Annotated in this window: 11 protein-coding genes; 10 read left to right on the top strand and 1 reads right to left on the bottom strand. The window is 57.8% G+C overall.

Going from position 1 to position 22,781, the window contains the following annotated elements; translation table 11 throughout:
* Positions 1-4 precede the first annotated feature (4 nt).
* From VHE34_RS24055 to VHE34_RS24010, 10 genes are read left to right on the top strand one after another with little or no spacing between them, the layout of a single operon-like run.
* Positions 5-856 carry an amidohydrolase family protein gene (locus VHE34_RS24055; protein WP_325592685.1) on the top strand — a complete coding sequence of 284 codons (852 nt, stop codon included), beginning with the start codon at positions 5-7 and terminating at the stop codon, positions 854-856.
* A complete protein-coding gene (locus VHE34_RS24050; protein ID WP_325592683.1) occupies positions 853-1,938 on the top strand; it encodes an L-rhamnose/proton symporter RhaT in 1,086 nt (361 codons plus the stop codon). The genes VHE34_RS24055 and VHE34_RS24050 overlap by 4 nt, the downstream gene beginning before the upstream one ends.
* Complete coding sequence (locus VHE34_RS24045) at positions 1,935-3,002, top strand: Gfo/Idh/MocA family oxidoreductase (RefSeq protein ID WP_325592681.1); 1,068 nt, start codon at positions 1,935-1,937, stop codon at positions 3,000-3,002. Before VHE34_RS24050 ends, VHE34_RS24045 begins: the two co-directional genes overlap by 4 nt.
* Before the next feature lie 18 nt (positions 3,003-3,020).
* Positions 3,021-6,065, top strand: coding sequence for a SusC/RagA family TonB-linked outer membrane protein (locus tag VHE34_RS24040; RefSeq protein ID WP_325592679.1), 3,045 nt, complete (start codon positions 3,021-3,023; stop codon positions 6,063-6,065).
* 11 nt (positions 6,066-6,076) lie between these two features.
* Positions 6,077-7,867: a RagB/SusD family nutrient uptake outer membrane protein gene (locus tag VHE34_RS24035; protein WP_325592677.1), complete on the top strand. Its 1,791-nt coding sequence runs from the start codon at positions 6,077-6,079 to the stop codon at positions 7,865-7,867.
* Positions 7,867-10,434 carry an alpha-d-galacturonidase gene (locus tag VHE34_RS24030; RefSeq protein ID WP_325592675.1) on the top strand — a complete coding sequence of 856 codons (2,568 nt, stop codon included), beginning with the start codon at positions 7,867-7,869 and terminating at the stop codon, positions 10,432-10,434. The genes VHE34_RS24035 and VHE34_RS24030 overlap by 1 nt, the downstream gene beginning before the upstream one ends.
* The gene (locus tag VHE34_RS24025; protein ID WP_325592673.1) at positions 10,431-13,127 is read left to right on the top strand and encodes a glycoside hydrolase family 95 protein; all 2,697 of its coding nucleotides are present in this window, start codon (positions 10,431-10,433) and stop codon (positions 13,125-13,127) included. Before VHE34_RS24030 ends, VHE34_RS24025 begins: the two co-directional genes overlap by 4 nt.
* Entirely contained in the window at positions 13,124-16,108 is a 2,985-nt protein-coding gene (locus VHE34_RS24020) for a malectin domain-containing carbohydrate-binding protein (protein ID WP_325592671.1), read from the top strand. Before VHE34_RS24025 ends, VHE34_RS24020 begins: the two co-directional genes overlap by 4 nt.
* Before the next feature lie 7 nt (positions 16,109-16,115).
* A complete protein-coding gene (locus tag VHE34_RS24015; protein ID WP_325592669.1) occupies positions 16,116-19,739 on the top strand; it encodes a family 78 glycoside hydrolase catalytic domain in 3,624 nt (1,207 codons plus the stop codon).
* A gap of 8 nt (positions 19,740-19,747) precedes the next feature.
* Positions 19,748-22,174 (top strand): glycoside hydrolase family 2 TIM barrel-domain containing protein, encoded by a 2,427-nt coding sequence (locus VHE34_RS24010; RefSeq protein ID WP_325592667.1) that lies wholly within the window; start codon positions 19,748-19,750, stop codon positions 22,172-22,174.
* On the opposite strand, the gene VHE34_RS24005 is transcribed toward VHE34_RS24010, so the two are convergent.
* The gene (locus VHE34_RS24005; protein ID WP_325592665.1) at positions 22,161-22,730 is read right to left on the bottom strand and encodes a DUF1579 domain-containing protein; all 570 of its coding nucleotides are present in this window, start codon (positions 22,728-22,730) and stop codon (positions 22,161-22,163) included. The genes VHE34_RS24010 and VHE34_RS24005 overlap by 14 nt on opposite strands.
* Between the last annotated feature and the right edge of the window lie 51 nt (positions 22,731-22,781).

Here is a 22,781-nt window from a genome sequence, read left to right as displayed (position 1 = left end):
AATTATGAGCAGATTAGTAGACACACATATCCACATCTGGAACCTCGACCAGGTTGAATACCCCTGGTTGAAAGGCAACACGTCTATCCTGAACCGCACCTATGATCTCAATGAACTCGAACCTCAACGAAAAACCACAGGTATAACAAGTGGCGTCCTCGTACAGGCAGCCAATAACGCCGAAGACACCGCCTGGATGATCCGCACTGCTGAGTTACACCCGTGGATCACCGGCATCGTCGGCTGGCTGCCGCTACAGGACCCCGCCGCTACCGCCCGTATCCTCGAAAAGGAATACGTCCCCGGAGCAAAACTAAAAGGCGTCCGTCACCTCATCCATGACGAACCCGACCCGCGATGGCTGCTGCAGGACACCGTACTCGAAAGCCTCGGCCTCCTCGCCGCGGGCGACATCCCCTATGATCTCGTCGGAGTCCTCCCGGTCCATATCAAGACGGCCCTCGAGGTCGCCGAAAAATGGCCATCCCTGAGAATGGTCTTCGATCACTGTAATCAACCGCCCATCGGCCGCGTCGACAGTGAATGGGAAGACCTCATGACCATCGCCGCGAAACACCCGAACTTCTATGTAAAACTTTCCGGTCTGGGCACCGCCGCACAAAAAGGCGGCGCCTGGACCGCCGCCGATCTCGAACCCAGCATCGACTTCGTACTCCGCCATTTTGGTGTCCATCGCTGTTTCTTTGGTGGCGACTGGCCCGTATCCCTGCTCGCCGGCTCCTATGAAACCACCTGGACCGCTTATCGCACGCTGATCGAAAAAAAGCTCGATCCGCAAGCCCAGGCAAAGCTATATCATCTCAACGCAGAACGATTCTATAAACTGCCATTATGAACGTCATCATCGGGTTAAGCATGCTCATCCTCGGCGGACTCTCCGCCGGAACCAGCTATGTACCCCTGAAAGGGGTAAAAGGCTGGGCCTGGGAAAGCGGCTGGGCCGTCCAGGGTATCGTCGCCTGGCTCCTCCTCCCACTGCTCCTCGCCCTGCTCGCGACACCGCATCTTTTTAGCGTCCTGCATGCAACGCCTACGGCCACCCTGGCCGAAACCTACGCCTTCGGCTTCCTATGGGGCCTCGGCGGCCTCGCCTGGGGAATGGCCGTTCGTTACATTGGTATCGCCCTCGGCTTCTCCATCGCCACCGGCTTCCTCTCCTCCCTCGGCACCCTGGTCCCCATCATCGCCGAAGGAAAATGGGCCGCCACCCTCGCCACTCCGTCCGGCCGCATCACCATCGCCAGCATCGCCCTCTCGCTCATCGGTATCACCATCTGCGGTCGCGCCGGCTGGCTCCGCGACAAGCAAGGCCGCAGTACTTTCAACTTCAGCAAGGGAATATCCATTGCCCTCGCCGCCGGGATCCTCGGTGCCTGTTTCGCCTTCGGAATAGCCGCCGGCGATGCAATAAAACAGAACGCGATCGCAAACGGCGCCGCCCCCCAATGGGCGGCAACCCCCATCTTCTTTGTCGAACTATTAGGCGGTATCACGGTCAATCTCATCTATTGCATCGCCATGAACCGCCGCAACAAAACTTTCAAAGACTACAGCCAGGCGGCAAGCAGCAAAACCCTGAAGACCAACTATGCCTTCAGCGCCCTCGTCGGCGTCCTCTGGTACCTCCAATTCGTATTCTATGGAATGGCCTCTTTCTATATGGGTCCATATAGCTTCGCCAACTGGTCGGTCCACATGTCCTTCATGGTCGTGGCCAGCAACCTCTGGGGATATTATTATAAAGAATGGACAAGCACCACCCGCGCAACGATCCGGCTCAACACCACCGGCATCGCGATCCTCGTCATCGCCGGGATCATCATGGGCGCGGCGGGCGCAAAAGCCGCCGCAATCGGAAATGAAGCCGAAAGCGCAAAAGCCGCAAAGGCAGTAATCAGCCAAAAAGCAAAAGTATGACCATCGAAACCAATAGCCCCTTACCCCAGCGCGCACGGCCCATCGTGCTGATCGGCGCCGGCGGCATCGTCAACGACGCTCACCTGCCCGCCTACAAGCTCGCAGGATTCTGGGTCACCGGCATCTTCGATGTCGATCGGGAAAAAGCGCTACAAACCGCCGCCCGCTTCGACATCCCCCTCGTCTACTACTCGATGGAGGACATGCTCGCCCGCTGCCCCCGCACCGCCGTCTTCGACATCGCAGTCCCCGGCGGTCAAATGTTGCCCGTATTGAGACAACTCCCCGACGAGGCCTGCGTCCTCATGCAAAAACCCATGGGCGAAGACCTCGCCATGGCCCGCGAGATCCTGCAACTCACCCGCGACAAACGCATGAAATGCGGGGTCAATTTCCAGCTGAGATACGCCCCCTATATCAATGCCGCAAGAAGCATCGTCAACCAGGGTCTCATCGGCGACCTGTGCGACATCGAGATCAACGTCAACGTCTACACCCCCTGGCATCTCTGGAAATTCCTCTACGAGCTGCCCCGCGTCGAGATACTCTACCACAGCATCCATTATATCGATCTCATCCGCTCCTTCTACGGCAACCCCGCCTCGATATACGCCAAAACGGTCCAGCATCCCGGTATGCCCGAACTGGCCTCCGTCCGCAGCAGCATCATCATGGACTACGGTCCAATGATCCGCGCCAATATCCTCACCAACCATAGCCACGACTTCGGCCTGCTGCAACAGCACTCCTATATCAAGTTCGAAGGCACAAAAGGCGCCATAAAGATAAAGATGGGCCTGCTGATGAACTACCCCGAAGGGGTACCCGACAGCTTCGAATACTGCATCGTCGGCGCCGACCGCTCCCGTGTCTGGAAATCCCTCGACATCCCCGGCGGTTGGTTCCCCCACGCCTTCATCGGCAGCATGGCCCAGGTCATGCTCGCAGCGGAAGGCACGATCCCACAACCCGATAACTCCGTCGAAGACGCCATCGACACCATGGCCTGCGTCGAAGCAGCCTACGAGTCCAGCGCCAAAGGAGGCGTCCAACCCGATTTTTAAAATAACAACCACTGCCATATGCACCGCACACACCTGAAGCTACTATTGTGGACTTTGATCCTCCCGCTCCTCACCTGCACCACCGCGCTGGCCCAGGAACGGACCCTCACGGGGATCATCGTCGACCAGTCCACCGGTCAGCCATTGTCCGGCGTGACCGTCATGGTCAAAGGCGATCCGAAAAGCGCAGTCGTTACGGACAACGCCGGATCCTTCACGATCCATGCCTCCAACGCCAAAGCGACCCTCCAATTCTCCTACATCGGCTATGAAGCCTCAGAGTTCAAAGCAGGCGCAAACACAAACGCAAGCACCCCGATCCGCATCAGCCTCAAAAAGACCGACAAAAGCCTCGACGAGGTGGTCGTGGTCGGCTATGGCGGTCTTGTCAAAAAGCGCGACCTCACCGGCGCCATCTCCGTGGTCAAAGCAAGTGATATCGTCCGCTCCCCGACAAACGACCCGCTCGAAGCCATACAGGGCATGATCCCAGGCGCCGATATCACCAAGGTCTCGGGCAAAGAAGGATCGGGCGACAGTATCCACATCCGCGGCACCCGCACCATCAGCGGCAACACCGGGCCCCTCTACATCATCGACGGCATCCAGGGCGGGAACATCAACAACATGAACCCGAACGACATCGAATCCATCGAAGTGCTCAAGGACGCCTCCTCCACCGCCATCTACGGAAGCCAGGGGGCCAACGGGGTGATCATCGTCACCACCAAACGCGGCACCAGCGGCAAGGCGAAGATCAACTACAACGGCTATATGGGCACAAACGGCTTCGTCCAATACCCCCATCCCCGCGAAGGCCAGGCCTATCTCTGGCTACGCCGCGAGGCCAACGTATTCACAGGACTCTGGAACAGCCCCGCCGATGACCCGAAGATCTTCAACGCCGGCGAATTGGCCGCCATCGCAAAGAACCAATGGGTCGACTGGCCCAGCCTCGTGACGCAGAACGGTCTCCGCCAAAGCCATTCCGTATCCGTCGCCGGCGGCAGCGAGAAAAGCAGGGCCTACCTCTCGGCCGGCTACTATGGCGACAACGGGATGATCCGGTTCAACAATCTCAAACAATACAACCTCCTGCTCAACCTTGACCAGGATCTCAACAAATGGATGAAGGCCGGCGTCCAGGCCGCCATGGTCTACTCCGTCACCAATACCCGCAGCGCCGATCCTTATTCGCTGGCGTCCACCGCAACACCCCTCGGAACTCCCTATGATTCAACCGGTCACATCGTCGTCTACCCGATAGCCGGCAGCACCGTCATGAGCCCGCTCTCCGACGATCGCGGCCCCCTCATCGCCACCAACACCTCCAGCGCCACCCAGACCACCATCAACGCACATCTCGATGTCAATCCCATCAAAGGCCTCAACTTCGTCACCCGGTTCGGCGCCAATTTCCTCAGCAATCGCACCGGCCAGTATTTCGACTCCTCCGCGCTGGAAGAGATCAATAACAAATACACCTACGCGACCCAAACGACCAACAATAACCGTTTCTATGAGTGGGACAACGTCCTGACCTATAATAAACAGATCGGCGATCATTCCTTCACCCTCACCGGTCTGACCACCTATACCCAAAGCGTAAAAGAATCCCTGACGGCCGGCGGCACGGGACTGCTGTACAGCTCCCAACTGTTCTACAACCTCAACGGCGCGCCAAACAACCGTTTCCAGGGTTCCAACTATATCCGGACGAACAATATGTCCTATGCCGGCCGGTTGAATTATTCCTACAAGGGGAAATACCTGCTGGAACTCACCGACCGATACGACGGCGCCTCCATCCTCTCCGCAGGTCATAAGAACTATAATTTCCCATCGGCGGCCGTCGGCTGGCGCCTCAGCGACGAGAAGTTCATGGAACCGGCCAACGCCATCTCCAATCTGAAACTGCGGTTCAGCTACGGCGTCGCCGGCAACTCCGGTATCCCCGCGTACGGTACCCAGTCCGTTCTGTCTGTACAGCAGATGGGATTCGAAAGCGTCAACGCACCGGCTTATATCTTCAATCCCAATATCGGCAACGCGGCCCTGGGCTGGGAATTATCCAGGACTGCCGATGTTGGCATCGACCTCGGGCTCTGGAAGAACCGGGTAGACCTCTCCGTCGATCTCTACAATACCAATACCGATCATATCCTGCTCAACCGCACCCTGCCCCCGAGCCTGGGTGTAAGCACCACGTTCCAGAACGTAGGCTCCTCTCAAAACCGCGGCATCGAAGTGGGCCTGAATACCCGCAACATCGACGGGCCTCGCTTCAAATGGCTCTCTACCATCAGCTTCATGTCCAACCAGGAGAAGATCACAAAACTCATCAACGGTACCAGTATCATCGACGGTACGGATGCCGAAAACAACTCGTTGCTCATCGGCCACCCGATCCACTCTTTCTACAACTATAAGAAGCTCGGCATCTGGCAGTCGGGCGAAGCGGCAAAGGCAGGCGCCCTGGTATTCGGCACAACGCCCTTCACCCCCGGCACCATCAAACTGGCCGATCTCAACCACGACGGCAAGATCAGCCCCGACAGCGACCGCACCTATATCGGTTCGCAGGTGCCCAAATGGTCCCTCGGCTTTCAGAATACGTTTATATACAAGAACTTTGACCTGACCGTATACGTCCTCGTCCGCTGGGGCCAGATGATCAACGATAAGGTCCTCGGCCGCTTCGATCCCACCGGGAAGACCAACAACGGTCCTGAATATTTCAGCTACTGGTTGCCCAATCATCCCAGCAACGATTACCCGATGCCGAAGGCCGGCGCCACCCTTTCCAACTATCCGGGCTCTACGACTCTTCAATATGTCGACGGCTCCTACGCAAAGCTGAAGACGGCAACGCTGGGTTACACCCTTCCCCGGAGCCTCCTGAAGAAGGCCTTTATGACCTCTCTCCGCGCCTATGTCACCTGCAACAATATTTTCGTACAGGCAAAAAGCCGCCTGATCAAACAATATGACCCCGAACGAGGCGGCGCCGAAGACTCTCCGCTCTCTCGCCAGCTCGTCGTTGGTCTCAATGTTGGATTCTAAAAAAAGCCATTATGAAGAATTATAGTATCATCATCCTCGTCCTCGGTTTCACAGGACTCCTCTCCTGCAATAAGAAGCTCGTGGAATACAACCCGACAAATCCCGCCGCAGGCACCGTCTGGACCACCCCCGCGGGTTTCGTCACCAATGTCAACGGCGCCTACTCCTGGATCCCCTATCTCTACGGCAACGACGAGAACGGGCTCTTCCTGTCGGAACCCGGTACGGACCTCTGGTACAATTACAACAAAGTGTCCTATGACATCGATCTCACCCAATACCAGAATTTCACCTCGGGCTCCAATCCCTGCAAGGGGGTCTGGACCACGCTCTACAAAGGGATCAACCAATGCAATGCCGGCATCGGGCGGATCAACCAGGCTGGGTTCACCGACCCGGTCGAAAAGAACTATCGCCTGGCCGAGCTGAAATTCCTCCGGGGTTTTTATTATTGGTGGGTTGTCGAGCAATTCGGCGGGGTCGTTCTCGATACCGTGGAGACGACGACAGCCGACCTTACGGCTCAACGCAGCCCCGTGACCGATTTTTACAATCTCATCATCAACGACCTCCAATTCGCCGCGGCAAACCTCCCGGCCCTGTCGGCCGCTTCCGGTGTCGCCCACGTCTCAGGCGGCGCATGGGAATTCGGCCGCGCTACCCAACCCGCGGCGATGGCCCTGCTGGCCCGCGTCTACCTATCCCGCGCGTATTATAACACCGGCGATCAAAGCAGCTGGTTCCAGAAAGCGCATGATATGGCCATGCAGGTGATCAACAACGCCTCCCAGTACAATCTCAGCCTCTATGCCAACTATGCCGACATGTGGAATCCCACCAATCGCCAGGGCAGCAGTACCTCGAAGTTCAACAAGGAGACCATTTTCTGGGCTTCGTATTCTCCTTCCCCGAATACCAATCTCAATATCAACGGCAACGGCAACCGCACCAATCTCTGGTTCCTCACCAACTACAGCGGCTATAGCGCCCCGACCATCCCGGGCCTGACGCTGAGTATCTCCTACGGCAATGACCAGAAGAATCGCCGGTTCATGCCCACCCGCGCCCTGTTGAATTTTTACAACGACAGCATCGACTCCCGCTATGCCGCCTCCTTCCAGGAGATCTGGCTCTGCAACAAGGCGTATACCTGGACGGCCGCCGACGTGGCCCGGTTCGGCAAGGACCCTTCACTCGTCGGTCATAAAATGAACGTCGGCGATACCGCGATGTGGATCAGCAAGCACTCGATCGCCAACCCCTCCAAACGCCCCTACGCCTGCTACAGCGTCGACAGCACCTATAATGCCAACGGCTCTATCAGCAGCACGGAAGGCGATCACTATGTCGTGCTGACCAAATACCTCGATCCGCTCACAAAGGCCGGCGCCACCACCTATCCGGGCTATCTCGATCTGCCCATCCTCCGCCTCTCCGAACAATATCTCATCGCCGCCGAAGCCGATGTGCAACTCAGCAATACCGGCGAAGCCGCCAGCCTCGTCAACGTCCTTCGCACCCGCGCCGCCGTCAAGACACCGGTCGATCATACCGCCGATATGCAGGTTGGGGTCGGGGATATGACCCTCGACTTCATCCTCGACGAACGCGCCCGCGAGCTCTGCGGCGAATACCTCCGCTGGTTCGATCTCAAACGCACCGGCAAGCTGCAAAGCCGTATCGCGGCCTACAACCCCGATATCACCGCGTTTAATCCCAATTACTATCTCCGCCCCATACCCCTCGTCGAGATCCAGGGCCTGACAAACGGCGCCGCCTTCGGCCAAAACCCCGGCTTCTAATGAAAGGATTCATAATAATATTGTTCCCACTTGCCGCTCTTACGCAACCTCGTCTGGAGTACGGCAAACAACGCTTAGCTGCGGTCGCCGGAGGCGGCCAAAACTTCATCATAAAAATTGACAGCACATCCGGTCCTAAAGAAGGCTTTGTCATCAACGTCGCTAAAAATACCGCCGTCATCACCGGCGCCGACGCCTCCGGCGCCCTCTACGGTTGCCTCACCCTCGCCGACGCCATCAAAGCCCACGGCTGGCCGCAAAGCCTCCACCTCGCCGACCACCCCCGCATGGTCCTCCGCGGCACCTGCATCGGCCTCCAAAAACCAACCCTCCTCCCCGGCAGGGGCCCTTACGAATACCCCTATACGCCGCAGAACTTCCCCTGGTTCTATGACAAAACCCTCTGGCGAAAATACCTCGACTCGATGGTCGACAATCGCCTGAATACTTTGTACCTCTGGAACGGCCACCCCTTCGCCTCCCTCGTCCGCCTCCCCGACTATCCCTACGCCGTCGAAGTCGACGACAACATCTTTAGAAAGAATGAAGAAATGTACCGCTGGCTCACCACCGAAGCCGACAAACGCGGCATCTGGGTCATCCAGCTGTTCTATAACATCATAGTCTCCAAACCCTTCGCCGAACACAACCACCTCAAGACCCAGGATCGCAACCGTCACATCATTCCCATCATCGCCGACTACACCCGAAAATCCATCGCTGCCTTCGTCAAAAAATATCCCAACGTCGGCCTCATGTTCACCCTCGGCGAAGCCATGGAAGGCGTCGGGCAGGACGATATCGACTGGCTCACAAACACCATCATCCCCGGCATCCGCGACGGCCTCGCGGCCTCGGGCCGAAACGACCTCCCACCCATCGTCCTCCGCGCCCACGACACCGACGGCCCCGCAGACCTGAAGGCCGCCATGCCCCTCTACCCGAATCTCTACGTCGAAGCCAAATACAACGGCGAAGCCCTCACCACCTATACGCCCCACGGCGCCTGGGCCGATCTTCACCGCCAGCTCAGCACCCTCAGCAAAGGCCTCATCGAGAACGTTCACATCATGGCCAATCTCGAGCCCTTCCGCTACGGCTCCCCCGACTTCATCCAAAAATGCGTGCAGGCCATGCACAACGTCTATGGAGCCAACAGCCTCCACCTCTATCCCCAGGCCTCCTACTGGGACTGGCCCTACGCCGCCGACAGCGCCAACCCAAAATTGCTCGAAATGGATCGCGATTGGATCTGGTACCGCGCCTGGGCCCGCTATGCCTGGAACAGCGACCGTCCCCGCGCCGAAGAGGAAAAATACTGGACCACCCAACTCGCCGCCAAATACGCCTGCGACTCCGCCTCCGCAAAAAATATCCTCGACGCCTACGAACAATCCGGCGAGATCAGCCCAAAGCTCCTCCGCCGCTTCGGCATCACCGATGGCAATCGCCAGACTATGACGCTCGGCGAATTCATGACCCAGCTCATCGACCCCGAACGATATGGACTCTTCACCCTATTATACGAATCCGAAGGCCCTCCCGGCGAATCGCTCGCCGAATACGCCGCCAGGCAGTGGCGCCACCAGCCCCACACCGGCGAAACCCCCGTCGACGTCATCAATTCCGTCCGCGAGGAAGCCAATAAGGCGGCCACCGCAATCGACAAAGCCGTCGCCAAAAGAGACAATGCCGAATTCGACCGCCTCAAAAACGACATCTATTGCTACAAGGCTCTCGCCGGTTTCTATGCCGCCAAAGCCGAAGCCGCTCTCGACGTCCTCCGATACAGCTATTCAGGCAATCTCGCCGATCTCCAAAAAGCCCTGCCCGCACTGCAGTCCAGCGTCGACCAGTTCCGCGAACTCACCCGCCTCACCGGCCCCGCCTACCGCTACGCCAACAGCATGCAAACCCAACAACGCAAGATCCCCATCCGCGGCGCTAACGGCAGATACATCACCTGGAGCGAAATGCTACCCCTATACGAAGAAGAACTCCACCATTTCAAAACCCATCTCGATTCGTTAAAGACCACCAGCGGCCAACCAGCCCCCACACCCCAACCCCTCGAACCCGCCAACGTCCAAATAAAATCACCCTATAGCATCGACAGCGGCGCCCACCCCTTCACCGATAGCAACCTGACCATCCAGGCCGCCACCCCCGTCCTCAGAAACCTGCAAGGCATCCAACAATCGGTCACGACCCAACGCACCGTGGGCACAAAAATTACGTTCACAACCACCGAACCCGTAGATTTGCTGGTCGGATTCTTCAACCATAAGAAGGGCTCGGACTTCGCATCCGCGCCCCAATTAGAAACCGACGCGAGCGCCAACGACTACGGTCAGGCCGAACCGTGGATCACCAACGCAATGATCATCGCCGGTATGCCCCCCGTCAACGTCCACGCCTGGTCCTTTCAACCCGGCGCCCATACCCTCGAACTCGGAAAAGGGCTCTGCCTCATCCTCGGCTTCGCAAAACCGCAACCCAACCGGAAACCCTTCGATGCGGCGCTCAACGAACCCGGCAAAAAAAACCTCGATTGGCTATTCGAATGAAACGACTCATCATATACGTCTTCGCCTCTCTCGCCTTTACAACCACGCAGGCCCAGAAGCTCTGGTACACGCGGCCCGCCCAAACCTGGACCGAAGCCCTTCCCATCGGCAACGGCAACCTAGGCGCCATGATCTATGGCGGGGTAGGGGAGGATCATCTCCAACTCAACGAATCCACCTTCTGGACCGGCCGCCCCCGATCCTACCAACGCGAAGACGCCCACCTCTACCTCGACTCGATCCGCAACCTCCTGTTCGAAAACAAACAAGCCGCTGCCGAAGCCCTCGCCCAGGCCCATTTCATGGGCAAGAAAGACCCCGACGAAAACGAATACACCAATCGGAAAGCGGCCTGGCTAAGGGAAATGCGCAACGACACCAGTTCGGCTACCGCCAATCCCATCAAATGGAGCATCATGCAGTTGCCTACCCCCAACGGCTGGGAAGTCTCAGACCTTCCAGGAATCGACGGGGCCCTCTGGTTCCAAACCGAATTTGATCTGCCGGAAGCCTTCTCCAATAAATCTCTCTGGCTCGACCTCGGTCGTATTCGTGACCTCGATTATACCTATATCAATGGCCACCTCATCGGTACCGCCGAAGGCATCAGCACCAAACGTCACTACCTCATCCCCGCCAATGTCCTCCAAAAAGGAAAAAACAAACTCTCCGTCCAGGTCATCAACTTCGACGACAAAGGCGGCTTCACTGGCCTCAAAGGCGACAAGCCTCCCTTCATCCTCTATCCAGAAGGAACACCTATCGATCAGGCCCTCCATCTCCCCACAACCTGGCGCTACAAGATCCAAAACATCAACCCACCACCCCTCCCCAAATACGAGGCCGAATACCAACCCTTTGGCGACCTCTTCCTGCAATTCGATCAAACCCAACCCGAAAATTACCGCCGCGAACTCGACCTCTCCACCGCCCTCTCAAAAACAGAATACACCACCAACGGCATCCACTATACGCGCGAATACCTCATCAGCACCCCCGACAAAGCCCTCATCATTCACCTCACCACCGACAAGCCCGGAACCCTCAACTTCAAAGCCGCCCTCAAAACCCCGCAACGCAACTTCCAGATTAAGCAAATCGGCGCCCAAACCACCGAACTGCTCGAACAGGCAAAGGACGGCGTCGTCAAAGGCGTCGCCATTTTACACGTCGAAAAAAAGCCCACCGAAGCCACCATCATTCTTACCGCCGCCACCAGCTTCGTCAACTATCACGACGTCTCCGCCGATCCCGAAGCCGTCGCCAAAGCAAAAATGCAGGCCATAAAAAACAGATCCTGGGAATCCCTCAAATCCGCCCATCTCGCCGAATACCAAAAGCTCTTCAACACATTCGCCATAAAGCTCGGCAACACAAAGACACCCGGGATCCCCACCGACCAACGCATCATCCAATACACGCCCGAAAAAGACCCCGACTTCATCAGCCTCTACGTCCAATACGCCCGCTACCTGATGATCGCCTCCTCCCGCCCCGGCTCCGCCATGCCCGCCAACCTGCAAGGCCTCTGGAACGAAGACCTCTCACCGCCCTGGGGCAGCAAATACACGACCAACATCAACCTCGAAATGAACTACTGGCCGGCCGAAGCCCTCAACCTCGCCGCCTGTGAACAACCGCTCTTCAATCTGATAAAAAATCTCTCCGTCGCGGGCCAGGCCACGGCAAAGGCCTACTACAACGCCCCCGGCTGGGTCCTCCATCACAACACCGATCTCTGGTGCGGCACCGCCCCCATCAATGCCTCCAACCACGGCATCTGGCCCACCGGCGGCGCCTGGCTCTGCGAAGCTATCTGGCAGCACTGGCTCTACTCCCGCGACACCGCCTTCCCGCGCAAGTATTTTCCGATCATGCGTCAGTCTGCCGAATTCTTTCGCAATTTTCTCATCAAAGATCCACACACCGGCTATCTCATCAGCACTCCAAGTGCCTCCCCGGAACACGGCGGCCTCGTAGCCGGCCCAACCATGGACCACCAGATCATTCGCGAACTCTTCCATCATTGCAACATTGACGCGTCCCGCATCGCCCCCAACAAAATTGGCCGGTACGGCCAATTGCAGGAATGGCTCGAAGACAAAGACGACACCACCGACACCCACCGCCACATCTCCCACCTCTGGGGCGTCTACCCCGGTACCGATATCACCTGGAAAGACAGCGCCATGATGCTCGCCGCCCGCCGGTCTTTACTATATCGCGGCGACGAAGGCACCGGCTGGAGTCTCGCCTGGAAGGTCAACTGCTGGGCCCGCTTTCACGACGGCGACCACGCACTAAAATTGCTAAACAAATTGCTCTCCAATGCCGTCGGCGCCACCGGCGAACACGGCGGGGTCTACCCAAATCTGTTCGACGCCCATCCCCCGTTTCAAATCGATGGTAACTTCGGCGGCGCCGCAGGTGTCGCGGAAATGCTCCTCCAAAGCCAGGATGGAGTCCTCGACATCCTCCCGGCCCTGCCATCAGCCCTTCCCGACGGCAACGTCAAAGGGATCAAAGCCCGTGGCGGCTTTACCCTCGACATCCAATGGCAAAATGGCAGTCTTAAAACTATCACAATTACGTCGCATTCCGGGGGCCCTTGCACCCTCCGTTATCACGATAAAAAAGCCACAATTAGTACCTTCGCTGGCAAAACTTATCATCTCAACGGAAATCTGGAATGAAATTTTTTTGCATCGTACTACTGTTATCCGCCCTCTCCTGCGCCGCCCAGCCACGTCAGGACATCTTGTTGAACGCCAACTGGCGCACCACCCTGGTCGACAGCAACCATTGGCAAACAGTCGATATTCCCCACAACTGGGACGACTACGGCGGCTATCGCCGTCTGCTCCACGGCAACCTTCACGGCAGCGCCCTCTATACAAGAAGCGTCGGGATAAAAAAGATCTACGATAAACGCTATTTCCTCTGGTTCGAAGGCGTCGGCTCCTACGCCACCGTGCGCGTCAACGGCCAACTCGTCGGCACCCACGCAGGCGGCCGCACTTCGTTCACCCTCGACATCACCCATGCCATAAAGCAGGGCAACGGGCAAAACACCATCGAGGTCCGCGCCGACCATCCAGCTAATATCCGCGATCTCCCCTGGGTCTGCGGCGGCTGCTCCGACGAACGCGGCTTCTCCGAAGGCTCCCAACCCTTCGGTATCTTCCGCTCCGTCCATCTTCTCGTCACCAGCGAGACCCGCATCGAACCCTTCGGCGTACACGTCTGGAATGACACTTCTGTCAGCGAACAAAAGGCGACCCTCTTTCTAGAAACCGAATTAAAGAATTACGCCGGTCTGCCTACCCAGGTCGACCTGATCCAAACGCTTTATGATACCACCGGCGCCGTCATCGCCACCAAACAACAACCGGTCTCCTTCACCGACACGACCACTGTTCGTCAGCAACTTCCCAATATCGCCAACCCCCATCTTTGGTCCCCTGGTAGTCCCTATCGCTACACGCTCGTCACGCAGCTATCTCATAAGGGCAAGGTCATCGATCAAACCGTCATCGGCGTAGGCATCCGTCGCATCCATTGGACCGATCCCCAGGCGCCGGGTCCCCATCCCTTTACCGTCAACGGCCGCCCTGTCTTCATCAACGGTATCGCCGAATATGAGCACCGCATCGGCAACAGCCATGCCTTTACGCTCGAAGAGATCCGGGCCCGCGCCTTGCAGATCCGGGCCGCCGGCTTCAACGCCTTCCGCGACGCCCACCAGCCCCACAACTTATACTATCAGCATTTCTGGGACAGCATCGGCATGCTCTGGTGGCCGCAATACTCGGCACACATCTGGTTCGACACCCCCGAATTCCGGAAGAACTTCAAACAAGACCTGATCGAGTGGGTCAAAGAACGCCGTAACAGCCCCAGCATCGTTATGTGGGGATTGCAGAACGAAAGCAAGTTACCCGAAGACTTCGCAAAAGAATGCGCGGATATCATCCGCCGCCTCGACCCCACCGCGACCTCCCAACGGCTCATCGTCACCTGTAACGGCGGCCAGGGCACGGACTGGGATGTGCCGCAAAACTGGACCGGCACGTATGGCGGCGATCCAAAGACCTATGGCGCCGATCTCGTCCGCCAGGTTCTCGTCGGTGAATACGGCGCCTGGCGCACCGCCGATCTCCATGGCGACACCGCCAACAGCCTGGATCGGATGTGTACCCTCATGGAGCAGAAGATCCGCCTCGCCGACAGCGTAAAGACCCAGGTCGCCGGGCATTTCGCCTGGCTCTACGCCTCCCATGACAATCCCGGCCGCGTCCAGTCCGGCGAAGGCCGCCGCGAGATCGACCGCATCGGCCCCGTTAACTACAAAGGCCTTCTCACCGAATGGGAAGAACCCCTCGATCCTTATTATTTGTACAAAGCCAATTTTACCAGGCCGGGAACCGATCCAATGGTCTACATCGTCCGCCGCCCACAGCCCACGGTCATCGTTTATTCAAACTGCGACACCGTCGAACTCTTCAACGGCCTGACCTCCCTCGGCAAACGCGCCCGCCATGGCATCGGCACCCATTTTGAATGGAACGATGTCAAAACAAAATTCCGCCAGATAAAAGCCGTCGCCTACGATAAAGGCCAGGCGGTAGCGACCGACGAAACCGATCTCGCCGCTATCCGCGGCCAGGCCGAGGTCGACACTCCCGACAAACCCCGGTCCGGCGTCTTCGGCAGACTCGAAAGCCTGGGCAAGAGACTCCGCAACGTCGTCCCCGACATCAACAGCTACTATTTTTTATACCGCGTTAACTGCGGCGGCCCAACTTACATCGACCGCGAAAAGAACGAATGGATGGCCGACACCCACTACACTGGTGGGAACACCTGGGGCTCTACCTCCTGGACGGACGATTACAAGAACGTCCCCCCCTTTTTCGCCAGCCAACGCTTCATCAACGACCCCATCGCTAACACCCCCGATGACTCGCTCTATCAAACCTTTCGCTATGGCCTCCAAAAGCTGAACTACACCTTCCCGGTCGAACCCGGCGAATACCGCGTCGAACTCTATTTCGTCGAACCCTGGCTCGGCACCGGTAGCCCCAAAACAGACTGTACGGGCTGGCGCCAATTCGATGTAGCCGTTAACGACGAAACTGTCATAAAAGACCTCGATATCTGGAAAGAAGCCGGCGGTCGGGCAATAGCGCTGAAGAAGGTCGTCAACGTTCGCGTCAAAGGAAACAAACTCGACATCCATTTCCCAAAAGTAGCCGCCGGCCAGGCCGTTATTTCCGCCATTGCCATCGCCACAAAGGACAAGAACCAACGCCCCGCGCCGCCCTCCGTCGACACCGCCACCTATCATCTCGAACCCGCTTACGACACCCGCCCGGTAACCAACTACAAGGGCGACACGACGCAATGGGATGTGTCGGTCGGCGTCAGCGACAAATATGCCCTCACGGTCAAATACCGCTGGGAGAACCCCGACACGACGGCGACTCTCGAAGTGCGGCTCCCGGACAGTACGCTGATCCATACCGAAACGGTTCATCTCAAAACGAGCCTGCCCGATAAATGGAACTACATTAGCACCACTACCGGCACCATGATCAACGCCGGCCGCTATTCCGTCACGCTCATCGTTCCGACGCACGGGAATTTGAAGGTCGACGAGCTACAGGTCCAATAAAAAAGCCATGAACCGATTACTTACCATCGCCTTACTCGTCCTCAGTGCAACGGCAACCGCCCAGCAGATCAAACTTGTCAACCTCCGGACCGAATACCGTACCAACCCTCTCGGCGTCGGCACGCTGACGCCGGGACTCAGCTGGGAGCTCAGTTCTTCTCATCATGGTATCACCCAATCGGCTTATCGGATCATTCTATACAAAGACACCCTCACCAACCCTTTTTTCGACACCCAAAAACAAGAAAGCCCCACGAGCGCCGGCATCACCTACAATGGCCCGGCCCTCACCGCCGGTCATACCTACTACTGGCGCGCCATGGTCTGGGACCAAAACCGCAACGATAGCTCAAAATGGAGTGCCGTCAATTCGTTCCAGATCGGCCCGATCGGCCAACAAGACTGGCAGGGCGCCCTGTGGATCGCCCGCGACTCCGCGCTGCCGATGTTCAAAAAGGAGATCATTGTCGACAAACCCCTGCTGCGCGCCACCGCATTCATCAGCGGTCTCGGTCACTTCGAATGCACTCTTAACAACAAGACCGTAGGGGATCACTTCCTCGACCCCGGTTGGGTCGCCTATGACAAAAAAGCCCTCTATGTCGCCCTCGATCTTACCCCGCAACTGAACCAGGGCCCCAACACGCTGACCGTCCTCCTCGGCAACGGCTTCTACAACATCCCCCGCAAACGCTATCATAAGCTGATCATCAACTACGGCATCCCAAAATGCATCGCCCGCATCGTGCTGGAATATAAGGACGGCACATCAAAAGACATCATCACCGACACCAGCTGGCAGACAGCTCCCAGCCCGATCACCTACTCCAGCATCTACGGCGGGGAAGACTATGACGCCCGTTACGAGAGCCCCACCGGTTGGCGACCCGCAACGATCGTCAGCGGCCCGCCCAGACTCGAGGCGCAATCCGCCGAGCCGCTAAAGATCTTCGAACGCTTCACCGCCCAACACGTCACCAAACGCAGCAGTCACTCTTACCTCTACGACCTCGGCCAGAACGCCTCCGGCATCGCCGCCGTCACCGTCACCGGCAAGCAAGGCGCCACCATCCGTATCACCCCCGCCGAGCTGGTGCAAGGCGATAGCGCCAACCAAAAAGCTACCGGCAAACCTTACTATTGGGAATATACGCTGAAAGGGGGGCAGCCCGAATCCTGGCAGCCGCGGTTCACGTATTATGGCTTCCGTTATCTTCAACTCGACGGCGCCGTCCCCGCCGGCGAACCCAACCCCGACAACCTCCCCGTCGTCTCAAAGCTCGAAGGCCTTCATACCCGCAACGCCGCTGAACGTGTGGGAAAGTTCACTACCAGCAATACCCTCTTCCGCCGCATCGACACGCTCATCGACTGGGCCATCCAGTCCAACCTCGCCAGCGTCTTCACCGACTGCCCGCACCGCGAGAAGCTCGGCTGGCTCGAAGAGGCGCATCTCATGGGTAACTCGATGCGCTACAGCTATGACATCGCCTCCCTGTATCGTAAGGTCATCCGCGACATGATGGACGCCCAGACCGACAGCGGCCTCGTTCCCGAGATCGCCCCCGAGTTTACCGTCTTTGGTAAACCGTTCCGCGATTCCCCTGAATGGGGCAGCAGCGCGATCCTTCTTCCCTGGTACTGCTGGCAATGGTATGGTGACAAAGCCGCCCTCGAAGAGGCCTGGCCAATGATGCAGCGATACATGACGTATTTAGCCGGCAAAGCCGAAAATCACCTCCTCTGCCAGGGCCTCGGCGACTGGTATGACATCGGTCCAAAGCACCCGGGTCTGTCACAAAACACGCCGCAAGGCATCACCGCCAGCGCGATCTACTACTACGACCTGGCCATTATGTCTCGCATCGCCGAACTCCTCAACCAACCCGCAACCGCAACAACCTACCGCCAACAAGCCGAACTCGTCAAAACCGCCTTCAACGAAAAATTTTTCGACCGGACCACCGGCAACATCGGTACCGGTAGCCAGGCCGCCAATGCCATGGCCCTCTATGTCGGCATCGTCCCTGAAAAAGACCGCGAAGCGGTCTTTGACAATATCGTTAAGGACCTCAAACAGCGCGACAACAGTCTCACCGCCGGCGATATCGGCTTCCGCTATCTCCTCAAAGTCCTCGATCAGCAGCATCGCCCCGATCTCATATACGCCATGAACAACCGTTCCGACGTCCCCGGCTACGGCTATCAACTGGCAAAAGGCGCCACCGCCCTCACCGAGTCCTGGCAGGCCTTGCCTTCCGTGTCAAACAACCACCTCATGCTCGGCCATCTTCTCGAATGGTTCTACGAAGGCCTCGCCGGCATCCACGCCCTCGATAGCCCCGGTCATACCACGATAAAACCCGAACCCGTCGGTAATATCCAATGGGCCGGCGCCGACTATCACAGTCCCTATGGGCCGGTAAGCTCCCATTGGAAGCAGACAAAGAATATCTTCGATCTCGACGTCACCGTGCCCGGCAACACAACCGCCACCATCTGGCTCCCCGCGTCAAAAGCCGCCGTCATCACCCAGGGCTGGAAACGCCTCGACGGTCAAAAAGACATCCACCTCATCCGCCGCGACAGCGCCTGGGCCATCTTCGAAGTCGGCTCCGGCAGCTACAACTTCCGCGCAACCACCGGCAACACCGTGCCCGAAAAGACCATGAACGCCATCTACGAAAAGATAAAAACACCCTATAAATACGGTCTCGTGGTGGTCCCAAATGACAAGTCGAAAAAATTGGACTGCCCCTCCATCTTCCGCAAAGGGAACAGCTGGTACATGTCGTACATCATCTACGACGGCCGCGGCTACGAAACCTGGCTCGCCACCAGCCCCGACCTCCTCCACTGGACCACCACCGGCCGCATCCTCTCCTTCGCCGACACCGGTTGGGACGCCAGTCAAAAAGCCGGTTACATCTCCCTGCTAAAATTCAATGGTAAATACTGGATGCCCTACTTCGGCGGCGCCTCCACCGGCTATGAAGCGGGCACCCTCTCCATCGGCATGGCCTTCACAAACAAAAACCCTTGGGAACCTCACGAATGGCAACGGCTCAACCACCCAATATTATCCCCAAAGGACACGACAGTGTCCTGGTGGGACAACCACACCATGTACAAATCCTGGGTCTATGAGGACAAGAAGCGAATCACCGGCCATCGGTTCCTCCTCTATTATAACGCCAACGGCGATAGCCTGGACAAAAAAAGAGGCGCCGAACGCATCGGTATGGCCGTTTCGGAGGATATGGTCCATTGGAAAAGATTCGGTAAAAACCCAGTCCTCGATCACCTCACCGGCATCACCGGTGACCCGTATATCCAAAAAATAGGCGATATTTACGTCCTGTTCTATTTCGGGGCCTTTTGGAAAGGCACCCACGCGGCCTTCAACCGCTTCGCGTGCAGTTACGATCTCGTGCATTGGACCGACTGGACCGGCCCCGACCTGATAGAACCATCCGAACCCTACGATGAAGTTTTTGCTCACAAGTCTTTTGTCATCAAGGATAAAGGTATTATATACCATTTCTATTGTGCCGTAGACAAAAAAGGCAATCGCGGCATCGCTGTAGCTACCTCCACCGTCAAAGGGAAAAGTCCTCTTACCTTTCAGTAGAAATGTATATGCGACGATTATTATATGCCGCAGGCATTGGTTTATTGCTTTCGAATGCCGCGGCCGCCCAAACCCCCGAGACAGCCAATAATCCGCACCGGCGAATCAACTTCGACGCCGGCTGGAAATTCCACCTCGGTAATGACTCCACCGCCGCCAACCCCGCCTTCAACGACAGACCCTGGCGCAGCCTCGACCTCCCCCACGATTGGAGCATCGAAGGCGACTTCAACTCAAACAACTCCACCGGCCAGCAGGAAGGCGGTCTACCCGCCGGCATCGGCTGGTATCGCAAGACCTTCAAACTCCCTACGACCGCAAAAGACAAGGTCTATATCGACTTCGACGGCGTCTATCGCAACAGCACCGTCTTCCTCAATGGCCACCCATTAGGTAAACGCCCCAATGGCTATATCTCCTTCCGATACGACCTCACCCCCTGGCTGAAAAAAGGCGCCGACAACGTTCTCGCCGTCAAAGTAGACAACGCCGCCCAACCCAATTCCCGCTGGTACACCGGTTCAGGCATTTACCGCCACGTCTGGCTCGAGATCCAACCCGCCGCATCGGTCTCGATCGACCAATGGGGTATCCTGGCCTCCACCGCGAGCCTCACCGAAGAACAAGCCCGCCTCCACGTCGCAACCACCCTCCGCGCAATTCAGGGAGGCCAGGCGGTAACGATCCAACAGAGAGTATACGATGCCGAAGGCAGACAGATCGCTACCGGCACACTTCCCTATACCGTCAATGATACCCTAAGTACCGTCCAGCAAGACCTGGTATTGACCGGGCCAAAGGCCTGGTCCCCTGACCACCCCTACCTTTATGTCCTTGAGACCCGCCTTTTAATCAACACAAAGTTGATCGATCGCCAATCCACCCGCATCGGCCTCCGCGAATTCTACTTCGACAACCGCCAGGGTTTCCTCCTCAATTCTCGTCATCTCAAGATAAAAGGCGTCTGCCTCCACCACGACCTGGGCGCCCTCGGAGCCGCCGTCAACACCGCCGCCATTCGCCGCCAGCTGCTGATCCTGAAGGAGATGGGTTGCAACGCGATCCGCACCTCGCACAATCCCCCGGCCCCCGAATTCCTCGACCTCTGCGACGAAATGGGCTTCCTCGTCATGGACGAGGCTTTCGATATGTGGCAGAAGAAAAAGAACAAATACGACTACTCACTCGACTTCCCCCAATGGCATCGCCGCGACCTGGCCGACCAGGTCCTGCGCGATCGCAACCATCCCAGCGTCTTCATCTGGAGCATCGGCAACGAGATCCGCGAACAATTCGACAAAACCGGCATCGCATTGACAAAGGAGCTGACCTCCATCGTCAGGGCGAATGACCCGACCCGTCCCGTCACTTCCGCCATGACCGAACCCGATACACTCGAAAATTATATCTGGCAGGCCGGCGTCCTCGACGTCATGGGCCTCAATTATCACCAGCAGATCTACGACGAGGTCCTGCAGAAATTCCCCGGCCATCCCTTCCTTGCCACCGAGACGACCTCGGCCGAAGAGACCCGCGGACACTACGACATGCCCTCCGACAGCATCCGCCGCTGGCCCACCTCCGCCAGGATCCCCGCCGTCGGCGTCAACCGCGACTACACCGTCTCCGCGTATGACAATGTAAGCGCCTACTGGGGTTCCACCCATGAAGAGACATGGCGCCTGGCGAAGAGAAATCCGGCGGTGGCAGGCCTTTTTGTGTGGACCGGCTTCGACTACCTCGGCGAGCCCACCCCTTACCGCTGGCCGGCCCGCAGCAGCTACTTCGGCATCGTCGACCTCGCCGGCTTCCCCAAGGACAGCTATTATCTGTACCAGTCCGAATGGGCCTCCAAACCCGTCCTCCACCTGTTCCCCCATTGGAACTGGCGGCCGGGACAAACGGTCGATGTCTGGGCCTATTATAGCCAGGCCTCGGAGGTCGAGCTCTTCCTCAATGGCAAAAGCCTGGGTGTAAAGCGAAAAGAGGGGGATGATCTGCACGTGCAATGGCGGATTCCCTTCGAACCGGGCGTATTGAAAGCCGTCTCCCGCCTCCATGGAAAGACGGTCCTCGAAGAAGAGGTCCACACCGCCGGCGCCCCAGCCCGCCTCCAACTGGTCGCCGACAGGACAACCCTTCATGCCGATGGCGCCGACCTGGCCTACATCACCATCCACATCCTCGATGCCAACGGGCACCTGGTCCCGAATGCCGACACCCAGCTCAGCGTGGACATCACGGGCGAAGGCACGCTCGCCGGGATGGACAACGGCTACCAGGCCGATCTCGAGTCGTTCCGGGGCACCCGGCACAAAGCCTTCAACGGGCTCTGCCTGGCCATCGTCCGGGCCAAAAAGAATGCCGGCAGGATCACGCTCCGCGTCAGCGGCACGGGCCTCCCACCGGCTACTATTGAAATTACTTCCTTGTGAATTTGATCTCCATGTTCTTGACTTCCTTCCCATCCATGGAAGAATACATCTCCAGCACCTGGTGATCGTCATCCACGAACTTCATTACCTCGCGGAACGGGGTGTCCTTGCCGGTCATCGGGTCCGCCATCGTACCGGTAAAGTTGATGCTCTTGTTCGCAGCATCCCAGGTCCCGGTCATCGTCATGATCCCCGTCCCCATATTGTCGATCCAGGAATTGACGAACTGCTTCCTGACATTGTCGTAACCGGTGATCCCCACGCCTTCAAAGGGCATCCCCATCATATTCCCCGTATTGGTCGACTTCAGATACCGCCCGCCCATGATCATCTCATTGGTGGCGCTGGCCGTGGAGGTCGTCGGCGGAGCGCCGGGCTGCATCCACATCGTCACGGCCGCAGTCCAGGTCCCGGCCGACCTGGCCAGCATCTTCTGGTTCTCGCCCGGCATGGCGGCGGCCATCATGGCCTTCATATCGGCATCGTTGTTCTGCGAAAAGGAGCGAAACGGAAGCGTGACGGCCAGCGCCACGACGGCAACGGTTAGCTTTTTCATATGCTTTGTTTTGGTGTACCCCAATTTACAAAAAATAGTAAGATTTGCCAT

This window comes from Puia sp. (genome assembly GCF_035546395.1).
In the GTDB taxonomy this organism is placed as follows: Bacteria; Bacteroidota; Bacteroidia; order Chitinophagales; family Chitinophagaceae; genus Puia.
Note: the sequence above shows the minus strand (reverse complement) of the source record. Positions and strands in the feature narration are given on the sequence as shown.

Coding starts and splice junctions, on each gene's coding strand:
- VHE34_RS24055 (WP_325592685.1), top strand. CDS start 5: ATGAGCAGATTAGTAGACACACATATCCACATCTGGAACCTCGACCAG.
- VHE34_RS24050 (WP_325592683.1), top strand. CDS start 853: ATGAACGTCATCATCGGGTTAAGCATGCTCATCCTCGGCGGACTCTCC.
- VHE34_RS24045 (WP_325592681.1), top strand. CDS start 1,935: ATGACCATCGAAACCAATAGCCCCTTACCCCAGCGCGCACGGCCCATC.
- VHE34_RS24040 (WP_325592679.1), top strand. CDS start 3,021: ATGCACCGCACACACCTGAAGCTACTATTGTGGACTTTGATCCTCCCG.
- VHE34_RS24035 (WP_325592677.1), top strand. CDS start 6,077: ATGAAGAATTATAGTATCATCATCCTCGTCCTCGGTTTCACAGGACTC.
- VHE34_RS24030 (WP_325592675.1), top strand. CDS start 7,867: ATGAAAGGATTCATAATAATATTGTTCCCACTTGCCGCTCTTACGCAA.
- VHE34_RS24025 (WP_325592673.1), top strand. CDS start 10,431: ATGAAACGACTCATCATATACGTCTTCGCCTCTCTCGCCTTTACAACC.
- VHE34_RS24020 (WP_325592671.1), top strand. CDS start 13,124: ATGAAATTTTTTTGCATCGTACTACTGTTATCCGCCCTCTCCTGCGCC.
- VHE34_RS24015 (WP_325592669.1), top strand. CDS start 16,116: ATGAACCGATTACTTACCATCGCCTTACTCGTCCTCAGTGCAACGGCA.
- VHE34_RS24010 (WP_325592667.1), top strand. CDS start 19,748: ATGCGACGATTATTATATGCCGCAGGCATTGGTTTATTGCTTTCGAAT.
- VHE34_RS24005 (WP_325592665.1), bottom strand. CDS start 22,730: ATGAAAAAGCTAACCGTTGCCGTCGTGGCGCTGGCCGTCACGCTTCCG.